Origin of the sequence: Comamonas sp. lk, assembly GCF_900564145.1 — a bacterium.
Classification (GTDB): Bacteria; Pseudomonadota; Gammaproteobacteria; order Burkholderiales; family Burkholderiaceae_C; genus Comamonas.
In genome coordinates, this window is the sequence record NZ_UOOB01000002.1 from 530,192 (window position 1) to 548,243 (window position 18,052).

Consider the following 18,052-nt stretch of genomic DNA (forward strand, 5'->3'; position numbering starts at 1 on the left):
CGGGTTTGCGCACAATGGGCGGCAACCACTTTCAGGAAACTGCATGCCGACTTCCAGCCTACGCACTCTGGTCTGTACCGCCGCCCTGCTCTGCACTGCTACCGTGCAAGCCGCTTTGAAGGTGGGCGATGTCGCCCCCACGTTCAGGGCGCCTGCCGCCGTGGCAGGCAAGGCTTTTGATTTCGACATGGCGGCCGCCCTGAAGAAGGGGCCGGTGGTGCTGTATTTCTTCCCCAAGGCCTTCACCCAGGGCTGCACGCTGGAGGCCCATGCTTTTGCCGAGGCTACACCGCGGTTTGCGGCCATGGGGGCCACCGTGGTGGGTATGTCGCACGACGATATAGACACCTTGAAGCGCTTTTCCACCGAAGCCTGTCGCGACCAGTTTGCCGTGGCCTCCGACCCCAAGGCGACCACCATCAAGGCCTATGACGCAGCGGCTGCGGCCAGCCCCGAGCGGGCCGACCGCATCTCCTATGTGATAGGCCAGGATGGCAAGGTGAAGTTTGCGCATACCAGCGCAGACCCGCTGGAGCATGTGGCGCAGACCCAGGCTGCCGTCAAGCGACTGGCCGGCAAATGACGGCCGGCCCCGGTTGGCAGCGCTACTGCGCCAGCCAGTTACCTATGGTGTCGCTGAAGGCCTTGTCAAAGCGGCTATAGATATCGGCACCGCCTTTCACCGAGCAGGCACTGCTGCCGCCGGACAAAGCGCCGACCACGCGGCCGTTGACAAACAGAGGCGAGCCGCTGCTGCCGCGCTCGGTAATGCCTTTGCTCCAGACTACGTCCAGAAAATTGCTTTGGGCATTCCCGTCACTGCAGCTCACGCTACCGCCGCTCACCGTGCAGTTGCGGTAGCTCTGCGCCTGGCCTTCGGCATATTTGAGCCAATCGCCTTGCGGCTGGTGCAGGGTATAGACAGCAGCGCCCTTCGCGGTCGGTCCGCGTGCATCCCAGCCGGCCAGGGTCACACCGGCCGGTGGGGCTTCATTGAGCAGCAGCAGCGTGGCATCGGTCACCGAGGTGGCATAGAGCAGCCTGGCGCCTCGCTGGCGTGTGGCAGCCTGGGGATGGGGCTCGACACTGTTGCAACTGGCTGAGCGAAAGAACCAGTCCGTGCGCAGCGAGCTGGCTGCAGCCTGCGTGGAGATACAGTGGTTGGCCGACAGAAAATACGGCGTGTAGTCGAGCTTGGTATTGTTCAGCAGCGAACCCGTGCAGTAGTAATAGAAACGATCCGTGTCCACGTAACTCATCCGCGCCACGGCATTGCGCTCGGTGGCGTACTGGTCGGCACAGCTGGCATCCAGCTCGCACGAGGCAGCATCGCCCACATTCCTGGTGTCATAACGCGCCTGCAGATCCGCTTCGGTAGGCAGCGAGAGATTGACATAGGCATGCGTCAACCGGGGAATGGAGATCCGCAGCTGCGAAGCGGGAACGCCGGCAGGCAAGCCGATTTCCAGCGTGACCTCGTCCGCACCCAGATCGGGGGACCACCAGGTTGCTGCGGCCTGGGTATTGCCGTCTACAGCACGGTTACGGGCCAGCACTTCATTGATGGCCTTGCCCGTGGTTTCAAAGCCGGTTTGACTCCGGTCCTGCCGATACAGATGAATCCTGGCGCTATCGGGCAAGCCTTCGACCACCAGACCCAGACGCAGGCCGAAAGCGCCGACGGAGGTGAAGCTGATGGCACCGACCTGGCCGCCGTCGGGCGCCGGCGACCACTGCAGCACCTGCGCCATGCCGCCTACCGTCTGGGTGGAAGTCAAAATTCGCGGCGCACCGATCTGCATGGGCACACCCGGCACCGGCATGGGCACCGGCGGGGCATCGTTCCATTGCGGCAATGTCAGCAGCGCAGGTTTGGGCCTCACGGCTGCGGAAGACTGCACCGTACTTCTGGCCGACGCTGCGGCCGCTGCCGGCAAGACCAGAGAATCGAGCACATAGGCCTTGGGCGGGCCCGTGGGCGTGGTGAGCTCCACATCGACGGTAACGCCGTCTCCGGTTGTGCCACCTGTGCCAACCGAGCCGCCACCGCCTCCTCCGCCGCCCCCATCTCCGCCTCCGCTGCCTCCACCGCCGCCACCGCAAGCGGCCAGCAGCAACACCACCACACTCGCATAACGGGGAGCCATGCGTCTGCCTTGCGTCAACCAATTCATGTTGCGTTCTCCGTCAAGTCGCAATAGCTCTGGCCCCCTGAGCCGCGAGACTATTTGCTCAATGCCTTCAGCGCGAGCTTGATGCCCTCACTCACCCCCACATCAGCGGGAAGCTTCTTGAGAGCGGCCGACGCCTCCTTGTCCGAGTAGCCCAGCGCCATCAGCGCCTGCTGAATATCATTGTGTTCGCTATTGACAGAAAATAGTGATAGCGCGCCTGTATCGGCACCAATTTTCCCTTTGAGCTCCAGCAATAGTCGCTCGGCCGTCTTTTTACCTATGCCCGGCACCTTGACCAATCGCCCTGCCTCCTGCTGTGATACCGCATCCGCGAGATCATCGATGCTCATTCCACTCAAGACTGCCAGCGCCATGCGCGGGCCTATGCCAGTAATCTTGATGAGTTCGCGAAAGGTCTGACGCTCGCGGGCTGTGGCAAAGCCAAACAGCAGCTGTGCATCCTCGCGCACCACAAAGTGGGTGAGCAAGGCGACCTTGGCTCCGTTGGCCGGCAGGTTGTAGAAGGTGCTCATGGGCACTTGCACCTCGTAGCCGACACCGCCGCAGTCCACCAATACCTCAGGCGGGTTTTTTTCCAGCAGCGTTCCAGTCAATTTGCCTATCATTGAAGTCCTTTGCCGCACTGTGCGGCCATTCTTTGCGAGAAATTATCCGCGTGATCCTGCGCCACACATTCACACCACACAACAACAACCGTCTGACGCACCTGTGCGGCCCGGCCGACGCGCACCTGCGCACCGTCGAAATTGCGCTCGCCGTCAGGATTGCGCACCGACATGAACAGTTCAAGATTGACGGTCCCAAGGCCAAGGTCAATGCCGCACTGGAATTGCTGCAGGCTCTGTATGAGATGGCCGACGAAGTGATCCCCGACGATACCTTGCAGCTCATGCTGGCCGGCGATACCGAAATGCTGGAAGCGCCCCTGGACGCCCCCCAGCTGAGCACCCGCCGCGCCGATCTGCGGGCGCGCACGCCTAACCAGGCCCTGTACCTGGAGAACATCGCCCAGCACGACATCACCCTGGGCATAGGCCCGGCGGGCACGGGCAAGACTTATCTGGCCGTAGCCTGCGCCGTGGATGCGCTGGAGCGCAACAATGTGCAGCGCATCGTGCTGACCCGCCCGGCCGTGGAAGCCGGCGAGCGCCTGGGCTTTCTGCCCGGCGATCTGACGCAGAAGGTCGATCCCTATCTGCGCCCGCTCTACGACGCGCTGTATGACCTGATGGGCTATGACAAGGTGCAAAAGGCCTTCGAGCGCAATGTGCTGGAAATCGCCCCCCTGGCCTTTATGCGCGGACGCACGCTGAACAACGCTTTTGTGATTCTGGACGAAGCCCAGAACACCACGCCCGAGCAGATGAAGATGTTCCTGACCCGCATCGGCTTTGGCGCCAAGGCCGTGGTCACCGGCGACGTCAGCCAGATCGACCTGCCCAAGGGCGCACCCAGCGGGCTGATCGATGCCGAGCGCGTGCTCAGGCGCGTCAAAGGCATCTCCATCAATCACTTCACCAGTGCCGACGTGGTGCGTCACCCACTGGTGGCCCGCATTGTGGATGCCTACGAAGCGCGCGGCCGCGTGTCCGAAGGAACAACAGCACCCAAGGTGCGCGCCACCAGTACCCGAGTCGCCCGTCCCCTGCCCAACAGCAACGAGCTCTAATCAAAATCCATAGCTGATTGCGCTTATTGCATAAGCACTACAAGCCAAAATGTCTTTAAATCAACTGCAACTGTCCCTGCAATTCGGCCGCTTTCCCGAAGCGGCTGCCCACCGCGAGCTACTGAGCCGCAGCAAGGTCACGCGCTGGATTCGCCATGCGCTGGCCGTGGATGCCGAGATCACCGTGCGCATCGTCGATGCCGAAGAAGGCCAGCGCCTGAACCGCGAATTCCGTAAAAAGGACTACGCGACCAATGTGCTGACCTTTGACTACCAGCAAGAGCCCACGGCGATGGCCGATCTGGTGCTGTGCGCCCCGGTGGTGGAGCGCGAAGCCCAGGAGCAGAACAAGTCGCTGGAAGAGCATTACGCCCATTTGCTGGTGCACGGCACCTTGCACGCCCAGGGCTGGGACCATGAAACCAGCGATGAAGATGCCGAGGAGATGGAGTCCTACGAGACCGACATCATGCAAGAGCTGGGTTTTTCCGACCCCTACGCCAAGGACTGACGATCGCACGGCCTGAACAACAAAAGACTCCCCAGGGAGTCTTTTGTTTTGATAGCAAGCAGCGCAACCTAATCAGGCGCTTCAGTCCTGTTCTGCCCTGTTTGGCTCATGGCTTCAAGACGGACGCCTGGCCCATGCATGCTGGGCCAGCATGCCCACCACCATGGCCGCCACAAACAGCCAGACTTCGGAGCGACCCGTGGCCAGATTCATCAGCGCCGGCCCGGGGCAAAAACCGGCCAGACCCCAGCCCATGCCGAACAGTGCCGCGCCGCTCAGCAGCCTGGCATCGACGCGGCTGGCCGTGGGCAGGTCCATGGGCTCGCCCAGCAGTGCGGTCTTGCGCTTGCGGGCCCAGGCAAACGCCGGCAAGCCCACGGCAATCGCCCCGCCCATGACCAGGGCCAGAGACGGATCCCAGCGGCCCAAGACATCCAGAAAATTCTGCACCTTGGCCGGGTTGCCCATGCCCGAAAGCAAAAGCCCCAGACCCAACACCAGACCGGAAATCAAAGCCACCATGGAAGTGAAAACAGCTTGCATTTTCAGCCTCCCAGGACGTGACGCAGCACAAACACGGTGGCAGCCCCCGCTGCCATGAACACCAGGGTGGCGGCCAGCGAACGCGGCGACAAACGCGACAGACCGCAGACACCATGGCCGCTGGTGCAGCCCGAACCCAGGCGCGTGCCAAAGCCCACCAGCAGACCGGCGGCAACAATCAGCAGCGGATTGGAGGGCATGTCCATCGCCGGCAAGGGTGCGAACCGCTGCCACACCCAGGGCGCCAGCAACAGGCCCAGCACAAAGGCGGCACGCCAGCCCCATTGGGCAGCGCTGCCCCAGCCGCTGGACTGCAACAACTGGCCGACGATGCCGCTGATGCCGGCAACACGCCCCAGCAATACCAGCAGCAGCGCAGCGGCCAGACCGATCAGCAGGCCGCCGGCCAGCGAGGCGAAGGGCGTGAATGCCTCCCAGGCAATCCCCATGCCGGTAGCCATGCCTGTGGTCATTTCGGCTCTCCCTCACAAAACAGCTGGTGCACCAGTTCCATCAGCTGCAGAGCGCGTGCATCTGCGGCTTGGTAGCGTATGAACTTGCCTTCGCGCTCGGTGCTGACCAGGCCTTCACGGCGCAGCACGCCCAGCTGCTGCGACAGCGTAGGCTGGCCGATGCCCGTGAGCTGCTCCAGCTCGCCCACGGTGCGCGGCTGCTGCGCGATCTGGCATAGCAGTAGCAGCCGGTCCTCATTGCCCAGCACTTTGAGCATGGCCACCGCCTCGCCCGCATGGGCGCGCATGGCCGCCAGGTCCAAAGCCGGTGCCTGCTCGCTGTCATCACTCATGGTTTTAAGATCTTTCACGACACTTCAAATTACCTCCATATATTATATTTAAAAGTATATTGATTGCCATCCCAAGAGATTGAACATGCAGACCATGCACATCGAACCCTTCTTCGATACCGTCACCGGCACGGTGAGCTATGTGCTGGCGGACACGGGGGCAGGCCAGGCCGCCGTGATCGATCCCGTGCTGGACTTCGAAGCCCAGTCGGGCACGCTGACCAGTGCCTCGTCCGACCGCATCATTGACTATCTGCGGGCACAGGGCTGGCAGCTGCAGTGGATTCTGGAGACCCATGCCCACGCCGACCATCTCTCGGGCGCCCAGCACATACGCCACCATCTGGGCGGCAAGATTGCCATTGGCGAGCACATCCAGTCCGTGCAGAAAATGTTCAGCCGCATCTTTCACTTCGAGCCCGGCTTTCTGCCCAACGGCAGCCAGTTTGACCATCTGCTGCACGACGGCGAACGCTTTCAGGTGGGCGACCTGGAGGTGACGGCTCTGCACCTGCCCGGCCACACGCCAGCCGATATGGCGTTTCAGGTCCAGGACGCCGTGTTTGTGGGCGACACCTTGTTTCTGCCCGATGTGGGCACGGCCCGCGCCGATTTTCCCGGCGGCGATGCGGTCAGTCTGTACCGCTCCATCCAGCGCATCCTGTCCCTGCCCGAAAGCACCCGCCTGTTTGTCTGCCACGACTACCCGCCCAACGGCCGTGCGCCCGACTGCATGTGCCGCGTGGTCGATCAAATACAGCGCAGCATCCATGTCAGCGAAGGCATCAGCGAAGCCGAGTTTGTCGCCATGCGCAATGCGCGCGATGCCACGCTGGCCATGCCCACGCTGATCCTGCCTGCGGTACAGGTCAATCTGCGCGCCGGCAAATTGCCGCCGGCAGACAGCGACGGCCGCAGCTATCTGCAAATCCCCATCAATGCCTTTCTGGGCGATAAGAAGCCTGCTGACGGAGTTTGATACGACGGCATAGTCTGCGCAGACGGCATGATGGCGTCTTTGTGAACCTCAAGGAAATGCCCAAGCCATGACCACCGATGCTCTGAAAATCCTGCTGCATGCCACGGATGCCGAAGGCCTGCAACGCGCCCGCATGAATGCCGTCAACGCTCTGCGGGCCGAGCCCGCCACCCAGATTCGCATCATCACCAACGCCGGCGGCGTGGCCGCGGCCCTGGATGCGGCACACGAAGCCACTGACGGCCTGACCTGGCTATGCCCCAATACCTTGCAGAACCTGCAGCGCGAACTGCGCGCACCGCTGCAAAAGCTGGACGGCCCGGCCGTGCTGGCACTGGCACGTTTGCAAACCCAGGGCTGGGTCTATCTGCGCTCCTGAGCACCGACACCGCGCACGGCACCTTCCTCACCCGGCAGTGCTTTGTCTTTTGCCCATGCGTCACTCAGCTGAGCAGCCACTAAGATCGCTCTCTTGCAAGCATAAAAAACCGAGGGAGAGACAAAAATGGACATCCTGGCCACCCTGGGCATGGGCCCGTGGACACATATCGCTTTGCTGCTGGGCGCAGCCTTCGTCGCCGGCGCACTCAATGCCGTGGCCGGCGGCGGCAGTTTTCTGACGCTGCCGGCCCTGGTCTTCACCGGCGTGCCGCCCGTGGTGGCCAACGCCACCGGCACCGTGGCCCTGCTGCCCGGTTATATGGCCGGAGCCTGGGGCTTTCGCGAAGACATGCGGCCGCCGCCGGGCCTGTCATTGCGGCAAATCGTGCTGCTCTCGCTGATTGGCGGCTCGGCCGGGGCGGCGCTGCTGCTGTTCACGCCGGATGCCACCTTCCGCAAAGTCGTGCCCTGGCTGCTGCTGGCCGCCACCGCCATGTTCGCCTTCGGCCCGCAGTTGCGCGCCTGGGCATCGGGTAAGAATACCGCCCACGCCGTCCCATCGGTGACCAAGGCCGCTGCGGGCATGCTGATAGTCGCCATCTACGGCGGCTATTTCAACGGAGGCCTGGGCATTTTGCTGCTGGCCTTGTTCGGCCTGCTAGGCCAGACCCAACTCAACGCCATGAATGGCATGAAGAATCTGGTCTCGGCCCTGCTCACCGCCATTGCCGTGGTGATCTACGCCGCGGGCGGCATTGTGCAATGGAAGCTGGCCCTGCTGATGATGATTGCCGCTACCGCAGGCGGCTACGGCGGCGCACGCGTGGCACGCAAGATTCCCGCACCTATTCTGCGCTGGTGCATTGTGGCGACAGGCCTGGTGATGGCGGGGCTGTTTTTCGCCAAGGGCTGAGCGCGGCCCCAAAGCAAAAAGCCTTCTCAGTCCGAGAAGGCTTTTTTGTGAGCTTCATGCGCTTTATACATAAGCGCTACAGGCTAATTTTGCTTGTTTTTAGAGAAGACGGGCTTTGACCGTCTTGCCCTTGACCTTGCCGCCGTTGAGCTTGGCGCAGGCCTGGGCAGCGATCTTGCGATCCACCGCCACATAGGTGGAAAAGTCGTTCACGCTGATCTTGCCGATCTGGTCGCGGCTGTAGCCAAAATCGGCGCACATGGCCCCCATCACGTCGCCAGCGCGGATTTTTTCCTTGCGCCCGCCGATGATCTGGATGGTCATCATGGGTGGCAGCAGCTCGCCACCGGCGGCGGGCGTGAGTTCTTCCACGGGAAAGAACTCGGAGGCACGGCCTTGCAGCTGTTCGATCTTGCCCACGCTGCCCATTTCGTCCATGGACACCAGATTCAGCGCCAGACCTTCGGCATCGCCGCGGCCGGTGCGGCCAATGCGGTGAATATGCACCTCGGAATCGGGCGTCACGTCCACATTGATCACCGCCGACAGATCGGCGATATCCAGGCCACGTGCGGCCACGTCGGTAGCCACCAGCACGCTGCAGCTCTTGTTGGCAAACTGCACCAGCACTTCATCGCGCTCGCGCTGCTCCAGCTCGCCAAACAGCGCCAGCGCGCTGAAGCCCTGGGCCTGCAAGGCATTGACCACGTCGCGGCACTGCTGCTTGGTGTTGCAAAAGGCAATTGTCGATTCGGGGCGGAAATGCGCCAGCAGCTTGGCAACCGTCTCCACTTTTTCGCGGGCGCCGACTTCATACCAGCGCTGCTGGATCTTGCCGGCACTGTGCTGGGCGGCCACCTTGACCATTTGCGGATCGCGCATGAAACGGTTGGCCAGTCCGGCAATGCCTTCGGGGTATGTGGCCGAGAACAACAGGGTCTGGCGATCGGCCGGGCACTGGCGCACCACGGTTTCGATGTCGGACAGAAAACCCATGTCCAGCATGCGATCGGCCTCGTCCAGCACCAGAGTCTTGAGGTTGGCGATATCCAGCTTTCCGCGCTCCATCAGGTCCATCACGCGACCGGGTGTGCCGACGACGATGTGGGCTCCGTTTTCCAGGCTGGCGATCTGGTTGCGCGAGGGCACGCCGCCATAGACGGTGACGACCTTGATATTGTCCTGGGCACGGGCCAGACGGCGGATTTCGGTAGCCACCTGATCGGCCAGTTCGCGCGTGGGGCACAGGACCAGAGCCTGCACGGCAAACCAGCGCGGGTTCAGGCGATCGACCATGGGCAGGCCGAAGGCCGCAGTCTTGCCGCTACCGGTGCTGGCCTGGGCGATCAGGTCTTTGCCCTGCAGCGTCAACGGCAGGCTGGCGGCCTGAATCGGCGTCATCTGCGTGTAGCCCAGCTGCTGCAGGTTGCCCAGCATTTCAGGAGACAGGGGCAGCGCCGAGAAAGCGGTGGTATCAGTGGCCTTGGCGGCGCTGGTGGAGGTATTCATAGGAGCGGATTATCCCGGGCCTGCGCCGGAAAAGCCTTGTGCCATCGCTATTCACGGTGGCATTTGCGGGTTGCCCCTCTTCAATCCGGGCCGGCCATGCTCCTAGTCTGAAAGCACGGTCTTCAATGGCCGCTTCTGTTTGATGCCAACCACAGACCCCATATGCACCCAAGCCTCACTCGCAAGTTCTGCATCACTGCCGCGCTGGCCGCCAGTCTGACCTCGGCCCAGGCCGCGGAGCTGGACCCCCTGCCGCTCAAGCCCCAGCTGCTGCAGCTGATCGCCCAGATGTATCCGCAGATGCGCGGCATCTACGAAGACCTGCATGCCAACCCCGAGCTGGGTTTCGAGGAAACTCGCACCGCCGCCAAGCTGGCGGCCGAGATGCGCAAACTGGGCTTTGAAGTCACCGAGGGCATTGGCAAGACCGGCCTAGTCGCCATCTACCGCAATGGCGCGGGCCCCACCGTCATGGTGCGCACCGAGCTGGACGCCCTGCCGATGGAGGAAAAAACCGGCCTGCCCTATGCCAGCAAGGCCAAGGCCCAGTACAACGGCAAGGAGAGCTTTGTCGCCCATAGCTGCGGCCACGACATGCATATGACCAGCTGGCTGGGCACGGCGCAGGCGCTGCTGGGTCTGAAGATGCAATGGAAGGGCACACTGATGTTCGTCGCCCAGCCGTCCGAAGAAACTGTAACCGGTGCCAAGGCCATGCTGGCCGACGGCCTGTTCCAGAAGTTCGGCAAGCCCGACTACGCTTTTGCGCTGCACACCGGCTCCATGCCTTATGGCACGGTGGGCTATGTGGCCGGGGCGGCGACCTCCAATTCGGACTCGCTGGACATCACGTTTCACGGCCGCGGCAGCCATGGCTCCATGCCCGACAAAGGCATAGACCCCGTGCTCATGGCCTCGCGCTTCGTAGTGGACGTGCAAGGCGTGGTCAGCCGCGAGAAAGATCCGATGGAGTTCGGCGTGGTCACCGTGGGCGCCTTCAACGCGGGCAGCGCAGGCAACATCATTCCCGATCAGGCCCGGCTGCTGGGCACGATCCGTAGCTACAAGAGCGAGGTGCGCAGCAAGCTGCATGACGGCATAGAGCGCAGCGCCAAAGCGCAGGCCGCCATGTCCGGTGCACCGGCCCCCGACATCAAGCTGACCAAGGGTTCGGACGCCGTGGTCAATGATGCAGCACTGGTCAATCGCACGGTCAGGCTGTTCAAGGCTGCGCTGGGCGACAAGAACGTGCTGCCCATTCCTCCGGCCACGGCCAGCGAGGACTTCTCGGACTTCATCAACCAGGGCGTGCCGTCCATGTTCTACATCCTGGGCGTGTCCGATCCCCAGAAGGTGGCGCAGGCCAGCCAGCCCGGCGGCAAGCCGCTGCCTTTCAATCACTCGCCCTTCTTCGCCCCCGAGCCCGAACCCACGTTCAAGACCGGTGTGGAAACCATGACGCTGGCCGTCATGAACGTGATGCAGTAACCGCAAGCCAGCCCTGCCATCGGGGCTGTGCCTTCAGAGCGTCACTGCATCTGCTGCAGATTGCCGATGCGCACCAGCATCTCGGTGAACATCTGCATGTCCGTGCGCAGATCCGGCAGCTCCTGATACTCCAGCGCGTTGTGGGCCGTGTATTTCTTGCCGGGCATGGCCGGGCCGAAGTTGATGGCGTTGGGCATGAGCTTGGCCGTGGTGCTGCCTGCGGTAGGCACGGGCTTGGCATCCAGCCCCGTGGTGTCACCAAAGATATTGAGCAAGGTGCTCAGCCACGCGCCCTTGGGATCGCGGGCCATCCAGTTGCCCTGGGTGTACTGCACCGTCACCGCAACCTTGGCCGTATCGCTCCAGCGGGCAATGCCCTGCTCCACCTCGGCGCGCAGCTGCTCCGGCGTCCTGCCCCGCGGCATGCGCGCATTGGCCGTCACCTCCAGCTTGCCGTCCGCGGACTTGATGAGATTGGGCGACAGCGTCAGCGGGCCCATGAAATCATCGGCATAGTCAATGCCCAGCCGCTTACCCAGATAGTCCAGACCGAAAACACCGTTGATATAGCGCACGGCCTGGCTGTACTGATTGGGTTGCACCAATGCTGCGCCCTGCTCCGGCATCAGGCTCTGTTGCAGGAACAGCGCCAGGCGCGGCACGGGATTTACCCCTTCCTCAGGACGCGAGCCGTGAGCGGATGCACCGCTGACCTTGACCGTGAGCATGCCCTCGGCGCGCTGCACCTCGATGGCGAACTTTCCCTGCCCCTCGTGCCGACGCACAAACTCATCCTTTTCCTTCGAGAGCCGCTGCGCAATCTGATCCAGCGCAGCCGCATCGGTGGCGGAGACGGTGGCGGAAGCCGTCTGCGCAATGGAGTTGGCCGAGGCGGCACCGCTCATGGCGGTGATGGCGGGCTTGGCGGCATCCACGGCGACCTCCGCAAACAAGGCCTTGAGAGCGCCCGTGCCCTTTTCTGCAACCACGGCCGGGTACTTGCTATCCAGCACGATGTTGTACTCCGGCAGCGAGGTCTTTCCCTGGTAGTACTTCATGGCATCGCCGCCGGTTTCCTCGGTGGTCTCTATCATCAGGCGAATGCTGCGCGAGAGCGGCAGACCGCTGTCCTTGACCGCCTTCATCGCATACAGCACGGTGGCGATAGAGCCCTTGTCGTCAATCGTGCCGCGCCCATAAAGCCGATCGCCCACGCGGGTGACCTGAAAAGGGTTGATCTGCTTGCCGTCCAGCACCCACTCGGCAGCCACCACCGGCACCACATCTGCATGGGTCAGAATGCCGAACTCGGTCGCCTCGCTGGCGCGGCTCGCCGCATTGGCAGGCAGCGTCACTTCAAAGATGCGGTTGTCCACATTGCGAAAGCGCAGCCCGAATTCGGCGGCCATGGATGCAACGAGCTTGCCGAAGTCCAGGATGGCCGGACTTTCATGCGCAGGCACCTTGGGATCGCGCACCGTGGGCAGCGCCACCATGCGCTGCAGGCTTTGCAGCACCGCAGCCTCCTGCGTCAGACGGTTGTATATCCCCAGCAATCGGGCGATATCCGCGAGCTCGCCCTCCGAAAGAGACTGACCACGTATGTAGTGCTGCACGGCTGTTGCCACAATCGGTTCTGCCTTTGCGGCCTGTTGTGCAAAAGCCTTGAAGGATTTGGCCGGGGTCGGGGCGGACGATGCGATCAGTGCATCCAGCGCGGGTTTCTTCAAGGTCTGTGCCTGGATGGGCAGGCTGGTACCTGCCAGACCCAGAATCAGGCCGGCGGCTATGAGGGACAAAGAGGGCTTGCTGGATTGTTTCATGAACAGCTCTTATAGGAATCGTGGTGACGGATGGGGTCGCAGGCCGGGCCTTGCCTAGGCCTGCGGCTCCATGCGCAGGGGAATGGTCACGGGCCCGTCATTGACCAGATGCACCTGCATGTCGGCGGCGAACTCGCCGGTCTGCACCAGGGGGTGGGCGGCACGGGCCTGATCCACGAAGTAGTGGTACAGGCGCCGGCCTTCATCGGGCGCGGCGGCGGCGGTGAAGCTGGGACGGTTGCCGCCTCGGGTGTCGGCGGCCAGCGTGAACTGGCTGACGATGAGCAGGCCGCAGCCCACATCCTGCAGGCTGAGGTTCATCTTGCCGTCCGCGTCGCTGAAGATGCGCAGCTTGAGCAGCTTGGTCAGCAACCTGTCGGCCTCGGCTTCGCTGTCGCCACGCTCGGCACAGACCAGCACCAGCAAGCCTTGCTCGATCTGGCCTATGACCTGGCCGTCCACCTGCACCTGCGCGCTTTTCACGCGCTGTATCACGCTCATCATGAAGAGAGACTTTCGAAATATTAGCTATTGATTTTGAATTCCAACCGCACACCAACAATAGGCTACAGACGGTTTTGACTCAAATTTCGGATGCACAGACGGCGCGAGTATCGCCGGCTTCGCTATGGGTTTCCATGCCCATGGGCAGCAGCTCTATGCGGGCATACAGACCGGGCACCGCCTGGAGCAGCGCCGCCTCGATCTCGGAACGCAGCTGCGCCGCCTGGCGCACCGTCCAGGCCTCCGGCACATGCATATGCAGATCGACAAAGCTGCGCTCGCCGGCCTGGCGGGTGGTGAGATTGTCGAACTGCACCTCATGCGCTGCCGCATGCTGCTGCAGCACGGCGTGAATGCGTTCGATGGAGTCGGCATCCAGCGCCTTGTCCATCAAGCCCTGCGATGACTGCCAGACCAGCTGGGCACCTTGCACAAAGATATTGCACGCCACGGCCATGGCCACGGCCGCATCCAGCCACAGCCAGCCCGTCCACTGGGCGGCCAGCAATCCCAGCACCACGCCCACCGAAGTCCAGACATCGGTCAACAGATGGCGGGCATCGCCTTCCAGCGCCATGGAGCGGTGCACTTTGGCCGAGCGAAACATGACCCAGGCCAGAGCGCCATTGAAGCCGGTGCTGATCAACGACAGCAGCAAGCCCCAGCTCAGCTGCTCCAGCGGCTGGGGATGCCATAGCCGAAGCGCCGCAGCCCAGACAATGGCCACGCTGGCACCCATGACCAGAATGCCTTCAAAGCCCGCAGAGAAATATTCGGCCTTGTGGTGGCCGTAAGGGTGGTCTTCGTCGGCCGGACGGGCGGCAATCGTCACCATGGCCAGAGCAAACACCGCGCCGCCCAGGTTGACAAAGGATTCCAGCGCATCCGACAACAGACTGACCGATCCGGTCAGCCACCAGGCCAGGGTCTTGAACACAATGGTCAGCAATGCCACGGCCACCGATGCCCGCAGCAGCTGGCGCGGCTGCAACCAGGCTGAAGCACGGCCCGCAAACCAAGACGATGAGCTCATACCCTTTTTTTCTCCCGCTGTGGTAACAATGCCGCTTTCGCCAAGCTGGACAACACTCTGGCGCTGTTAAATTTGTACCGATTCGGCTATAACCTCTGGCAAAAACAGGGAGGCGAATGCCTGAGATTCTCAACGCGCAGCAGTCAGACAGTCAGGACGCCTTGCTACGGCTGATCGCTGACACCGTTCCTGCCATGCTGGCCTATTTTGATGCAGCCACCATGGCTTGCCGCTTTGCCAACGCTAGTTACGCCGAGTACTTCGGCTTCTCTCAGCAGGAGATTGTAGGCAAGACCGTGCGCGAGATTGCAGGGGAAGCGGTCTGGAACCAGATCCGATCGTCCCTGCCCATGAACAATCCTTCGGTCACCGACTCCGTGCGCTATAGCCGCCAGGTGGTAAGGGCCGACCACAGCATTCAGCACATAGAAACCGTGCTGCGCCCCCATAGCGAAAACGGCGTGTTGCAGGGCATGGTGGCCCTGGTCACCGATGTCAGCCACCACCACCAGGTCATGCAGAAACTGCAGGCCAGCGAGGAGCGCATGCGCCGCTTTGCCTCGGTGACGACGGAAGCCATTGCCATGCACCGCGAGGGCCTGGTCATCGACGGCAACACGGCACTGACGCAGCTGCTGGGCTACAGCCTGCCCGAGCTGCTCCAAAACCCCATCCTCGACTATGTCGCCCCGGAATATCAGCTGTCTGCACTGCAGACCATGCGCAACGAACGCGAGGAGCGCCACGAGTCGGTACTGATCCACAAGAACGGCCAGCGCATTCCGGTGGAGGTGCAGGGCAAGAGCATGCCCAGCGACGAAGGAGATTTTCGCCTCGTCGTGTTTCGCGACATGACGGCCAGCCACCTGGCCAGAGAGCATATGAACTTTCTGGCTCAGCATGACTTGCTGACCCAGCTACCCAATCGCGCACGGCTCAACGAGTTGATGACGCAGGCGATTGCACTGGCCGGCCAGCAGCAGTCGAGGCTGTCGGTGCTCAGCATTGATCTGCATCAGTTCAAGGCCATCAACGACTCGCTGAGCCACCAGGCCGGCGATCTGGTGCTGTGCGAGATCGCCAGACGGCTGCGCAGCAGCACCGGCAAGCTCGATCTGGTGGCGCGGGTGGGCGGCGATGATTTCGTGGTGGTCCTGACCGGCAGCCCCACGCTGCTGGAGACCGAGGCCCTGGCCGCCAAACTCAGAGCCGTCATTGAAGCGCCTTGCGAGATCGAAGGCACGCAGCTGATCGTTTCGCCCAGCATGGGCGTTGCCATCTACCCCAAGGATGGCGAAAGCCCCGAGGTCTTGCTGAGCAATGCCGAGGCCGCCATGCATATGGCCAAGTCCGAGGGACGCAGCATGGTGCAGTTCTACACCCCCATGCTGGAAGGCCGTGCCACGCGCATGCTGATGCAGGAGCAGATGCTGCGCACCGCGGTGGACAACGGCGACTTTGAGCTGCACTACCAGCCCCAGACTTTCACGGCCAACGGCCAGCTGGCGGGGTTCGAGGCCCTGGTACGCTGGCGCCATCCGCACCGGGGGCTGGTGCCGCCCGGCGAGTTCATAGGCTTTGCCGAGAACCGCGGCCTGATTGCGGCCGTGGACCGTTGGGTGATGCGCCAGGCCTGTATTCAGGCCAAGGCCTGGCAGCGCGAAGGACTTCCCGCCGTGCCGATTGCCGTCAATCTTTCGCCCCAGGAGTTTCGCGAGCGCGATGTGGCGCGCGAGGTGGCCGAGGTCCTGCATGAAACAGGGCTGGAGGCCCGCTACCTGCACATCGAACTGACCGAGACCACGCTGATGCAGTCCAGCGGGCAGATGCCGGAGACGCTCAAGGCGCTCAAGGCGCTGGGCGTAGGCCTGGCCATCGACGACTTCGGCACCGGCTACTCCTCGCTGGCCTATTTGCGCCGCCATCCCATAGACACGCTCAAGATCGATCGTTCCTTCGTCACCGACATCTCGCACAACCCCGATGCCAGGGCCATTGTCAATGCCATCATTCAGATGGGACGCAGCCTGAACCTGAACATCGTGGCCGAGGGCGTGGAAACCGCTGCCCAGCTGGCTTTGTTGAGGCAACTGGGCTGTGCCATGATGCAAGGCTATCTGGTATCGCTTCCGCTGCCGGCAGAACAGGCCAAGGCCTGGATGTCGCAGCACTGTCACTTGCTATAAAGACAATAGTGCATGGCCTCGAATTTCTCTACCTCTTCCCATAAAACGAGCACAAGCTTGCACACGGATGCCCAGCAGGCGCTGGCCCATATCCAGCAGCTTTACCGCGAACAAATCGAGCATTTGCGCGCAGCCATGCAGCGCTTTGTGGCGGGTGAGACGCCGGCGGTACCCACCCATGCCTACTATCCGTTTGTGCGCATCAAGACCACCACCGTGGCGCGTGCGGACACCAAGCTCACCTACGGCTTTGTGGAAGGCCCCGGCATTTATGAGGCCACGCTGACCCGGCCCGATCTGTTTGCCGATTACTTTGGCGAGCAGCTGCGCCTGCTGATTGCCCACCACCAGGTACCGCTGGAAGTGGGCTTGAGCGAAAAACCCATTCCCATCCACTTCTCGTTTGCCGACAACGACCATATCGAAGGCTCGCTCTCGCCCGAGCGGCGCCTGCTGATGCGCGATGTGTTCGATCTGCCCGATCTGGAAGCCATGGACGACGGCATCGCCAACGGCACCTGGCGCCCCCAGCCCGGCGAGGCCCTGCCGCTGTCGCTCTTCACCGCACCACGGGTGGACTATTCGCTGCACCGCCTGCGCCACTACACCGGCACCGCGCCCGAGTGGTTTCAGAACTTTGTGCTGTTTACCAACTACCAGTTCTACATCGACGAATTCATTCGCCTGGGCCATGCCGAAATGGCCAAGGAAGACAGCGACTACATTGCCTTTGTCGAGCCTGGCAATGTGGTCACGCGCCGCAAGGGCCTGCCTGCCGAGGCGGTGGACGAACTGGGCAATGCCCCGCCGCGCCTGCCCCAGATGCCCGGCTACCACCTGGTGCGTGCCGACACCAGCGGCATCACCATGGTCAATATCGGAGTCGGCCCGGCCAATGCCAAAACGATCACCGATCACATCGCCGTGCTGCGCCCCCATGCATGGATGATGCTGGGCCACTGCGCCGGCCTGCGCAACAGCCAGCAGCTGGGCGACTATGTGCTGGCACACGCCTATGTACGCGAAGACCATGTGCTGGATGCCGAGCTGCCGCTGTGGGTACCGATTCCGGCCCTGGCCGAAATCCAGCTGGCGCTGCAACAGGCCGTGGCCGATGTCACCCAGATGGAGCATTCCGAGCTCAAGCGCATCATGCGCACGGGCACGGTGGCCAGCACGGACAACCGCAACTGGGAGCTGCTGCCGGACAATCTGCCGCAAAAGCGCTTCAGCCAGAGCCGTGCCGTGGCGCTGGACATGGAGTCGGCCACCATTGCGGCCAACGGCTTCCGTTTCCGCGTGCCCTACGGCACCTTGCTGTGCGTCAGCGACAAGCCCTTGCACGGCGAAATCAAGCTGCCCGGCATGGCCAACCACTTTTACCGGGAACGCGTAGACCAGCACCTGCGTATCGGTATGCGCGCTGTGGACATACTGCGCGAAGGCGGCACCAATCGCTTGCACAGCCGTAAGCTGCGCAGCTTCGACGAAGTCGCCTTCCAGTAACTCTTTG

Annotated in this window: 18 protein-coding genes; 9 read left to right on the plus strand and 9 right to left on the minus strand. The window is 62.6% G+C overall.

The window, feature by feature from the left end; translation table 11 throughout:
• Positions 1 to 43 precede the first annotated feature (43 nt).
• The gene (locus EAO39_RS21210) at positions 44 to 583 is read left to right on the plus strand and encodes a peroxiredoxin (protein WP_120971656.1); all 540 of its coding nucleotides are present in this window, start codon (positions 44 to 46) and stop codon (positions 581 to 583) included.
• A 22-nt stretch (positions 584 to 605) separates the two neighbouring features.
• On the opposite strand, the gene EAO39_RS21215 is transcribed toward EAO39_RS21210, so the two are convergent.
• Together EAO39_RS21215 and ruvA are read right to left on the minus strand one after the other, a co-directional pair.
• A complete protein-coding gene (locus EAO39_RS21215) occupies positions 606 to 2,174 on the minus strand; it encodes a trypsin-like peptidase domain-containing protein (RefSeq protein ID WP_120971657.1) in 1,569 nt (522 codons plus the stop codon).
• A gap of 50 nt (positions 2,175 to 2,224) precedes the next feature.
• On the minus strand, positions 2,225 to 2,800 hold the full coding sequence (gene ruvA / locus EAO39_RS21220; protein WP_120971658.1) for a Holliday junction branch migration protein RuvA: 576 nt from the start codon (positions 2,798 to 2,800) through the stop codon (positions 2,225 to 2,227).
• A 50-nt stretch (positions 2,801 to 2,850) separates the two neighbouring features.
• Between ruvA and EAO39_RS21225 the strand changes: the two genes are divergently transcribed.
• Together EAO39_RS21225 and ybeY are read left to right on the plus strand one after the other, a co-directional pair.
• Positions 2,851 to 3,864 carry a PhoH family protein gene (locus EAO39_RS21225; RefSeq protein ID WP_120971919.1) on the plus strand — a complete coding sequence of 338 codons (1,014 nt, stop codon included), beginning with the start codon at positions 2,851 to 2,853 and terminating at the stop codon, positions 3,862 to 3,864.
• A gap of 49 nt (positions 3,865 to 3,913) precedes the next feature.
• Positions 3,914 to 4,375, plus strand: coding sequence for an rRNA maturation RNase YbeY (gene ybeY / locus EAO39_RS21230; protein WP_120971659.1), 462 nt, complete (start codon positions 3,914 to 3,916; stop codon positions 4,373 to 4,375).
• A gap of 114 nt (positions 4,376 to 4,489) precedes the next feature.
• On the opposite strand, the gene EAO39_RS21235 is transcribed toward ybeY, so the two are convergent.
• From EAO39_RS21235 to EAO39_RS21245, 3 genes are read right to left on the minus strand one after another with little or no spacing between them, the layout of a single operon-like run.
• Positions 4,490 to 4,918 (minus strand): YeeE/YedE family protein, encoded by a 429-nt coding sequence (locus EAO39_RS21235; protein ID WP_120971660.1) that lies wholly within the window; start codon positions 4,916 to 4,918, stop codon positions 4,490 to 4,492.
• A gap of 2 nt (positions 4,919 to 4,920) precedes the next feature.
• Positions 4,921 to 5,367, minus strand: a complete 447-nt coding sequence (locus tag EAO39_RS21240; protein ID WP_120971920.1) for a YeeE/YedE thiosulfate transporter family protein — start codon at positions 5,365 to 5,367, stop codon at positions 4,921 to 4,923.
• Positions 5,368 to 5,387: 20 nt separating this feature from the next.
• Positions 5,388 to 5,723: a metalloregulator ArsR/SmtB family transcription factor gene (locus tag EAO39_RS21245; RefSeq protein ID WP_120971661.1), complete on the minus strand. Its 336-nt coding sequence runs from the start codon at positions 5,721 to 5,723 to the stop codon at positions 5,388 to 5,390.
• 79 nt (positions 5,724 to 5,802) lie between these two features.
• Here EAO39_RS21245 and EAO39_RS21250 point away from each other — a divergent pair, with 79 nt between their 5' ends.
• The 3 genes from EAO39_RS21250 to EAO39_RS21260 all read left to right on the plus strand — a co-directional run bounded on the left by EAO39_RS21250 (position 5,803) and on the right by EAO39_RS21260 (position 7,996).
• Complete coding sequence (locus EAO39_RS21250) at positions 5,803 to 6,702, plus strand: MBL fold metallo-hydrolase (RefSeq protein WP_120971662.1); 900 nt, start codon at positions 5,803 to 5,805, stop codon at positions 6,700 to 6,702.
• A gap of 67 nt (positions 6,703 to 6,769) precedes the next feature.
• Positions 6,770 to 7,081: a hypothetical protein gene (locus EAO39_RS21255; protein WP_120971663.1), complete on the plus strand. Its 312-nt coding sequence runs from the start codon at positions 6,770 to 6,772 to the stop codon at positions 7,079 to 7,081.
• Between the two features lie 126 nt (positions 7,082 to 7,207).
• Positions 7,208 to 7,996, plus strand: a complete 789-nt coding sequence (locus EAO39_RS21260; RefSeq protein WP_240467156.1) for a sulfite exporter TauE/SafE family protein — start codon at positions 7,208 to 7,210, stop codon at positions 7,994 to 7,996.
• A 99-nt stretch (positions 7,997 to 8,095) separates the two neighbouring features.
• On the opposite strand, the gene dbpA is transcribed toward EAO39_RS21260, so the two are convergent.
• Complete coding sequence (gene dbpA, locus EAO39_RS21265; RefSeq protein ID WP_120971664.1) at positions 8,096 to 9,505, minus strand: ATP-dependent RNA helicase DbpA; 1,410 nt, start codon at positions 9,503 to 9,505, stop codon at positions 8,096 to 8,098.
• A 162-nt stretch (positions 9,506 to 9,667) separates the two neighbouring features.
• Between dbpA and EAO39_RS21270 the strand changes: the two genes are divergently transcribed.
• On the plus strand, positions 9,668 to 10,993 hold the full coding sequence (locus EAO39_RS21270; protein WP_120971665.1) for an amidohydrolase: 1,326 nt from the start codon (positions 9,668 to 9,670) through the stop codon (positions 10,991 to 10,993).
• A 41-nt stretch (positions 10,994 to 11,034) separates the two neighbouring features.
• On the opposite strand, the gene EAO39_RS21275 is transcribed toward EAO39_RS21270, so the two are convergent.
• From EAO39_RS21275 to EAO39_RS21285, 3 genes are all read right to left on the minus strand, one after another.
• Positions 11,035 to 12,816 (minus strand): dipeptidase, encoded by a 1,782-nt coding sequence (locus EAO39_RS21275; protein WP_120971666.1) that lies wholly within the window; start codon positions 12,814 to 12,816, stop codon positions 11,035 to 11,037.
• A gap of 54 nt (positions 12,817 to 12,870) precedes the next feature.
• Positions 12,871 to 13,320: a D-aminoacyl-tRNA deacylase gene (gene dtd / locus EAO39_RS21280; protein WP_120971667.1), complete on the minus strand. Its 450-nt coding sequence runs from the start codon at positions 13,318 to 13,320 to the stop codon at positions 12,871 to 12,873.
• 79 nt (positions 13,321 to 13,399) lie between these two features.
• Entirely contained in the window at positions 13,400 to 14,353 is a 954-nt protein-coding gene (locus tag EAO39_RS21285; protein WP_120971668.1) for a cation diffusion facilitator family transporter, read from the minus strand.
• 116 nt (positions 14,354 to 14,469) lie between these two features.
• Between EAO39_RS21285 and EAO39_RS21290 the strand changes: the two genes are divergently transcribed.
• Positions 14,470 to 16,539 carry a bifunctional diguanylate cyclase/phosphodiesterase gene (locus tag EAO39_RS21290; RefSeq protein ID WP_120971669.1) on the plus strand — a complete coding sequence of 690 codons (2,070 nt, stop codon included), beginning with the start codon at positions 14,470 to 14,472 and terminating at the stop codon, positions 16,537 to 16,539.
• 12 nt (positions 16,540 to 16,551) lie between these two features.
• On the plus strand, positions 16,552 to 18,045 hold the full coding sequence (locus EAO39_RS21295) for an AMP nucleosidase (protein ID WP_120971670.1): 1,494 nt from the start codon (positions 16,552 to 16,554) through the stop codon (positions 18,043 to 18,045).
• The last annotated feature ends 7 nt before the right edge of the window (positions 18,046 to 18,052 follow it).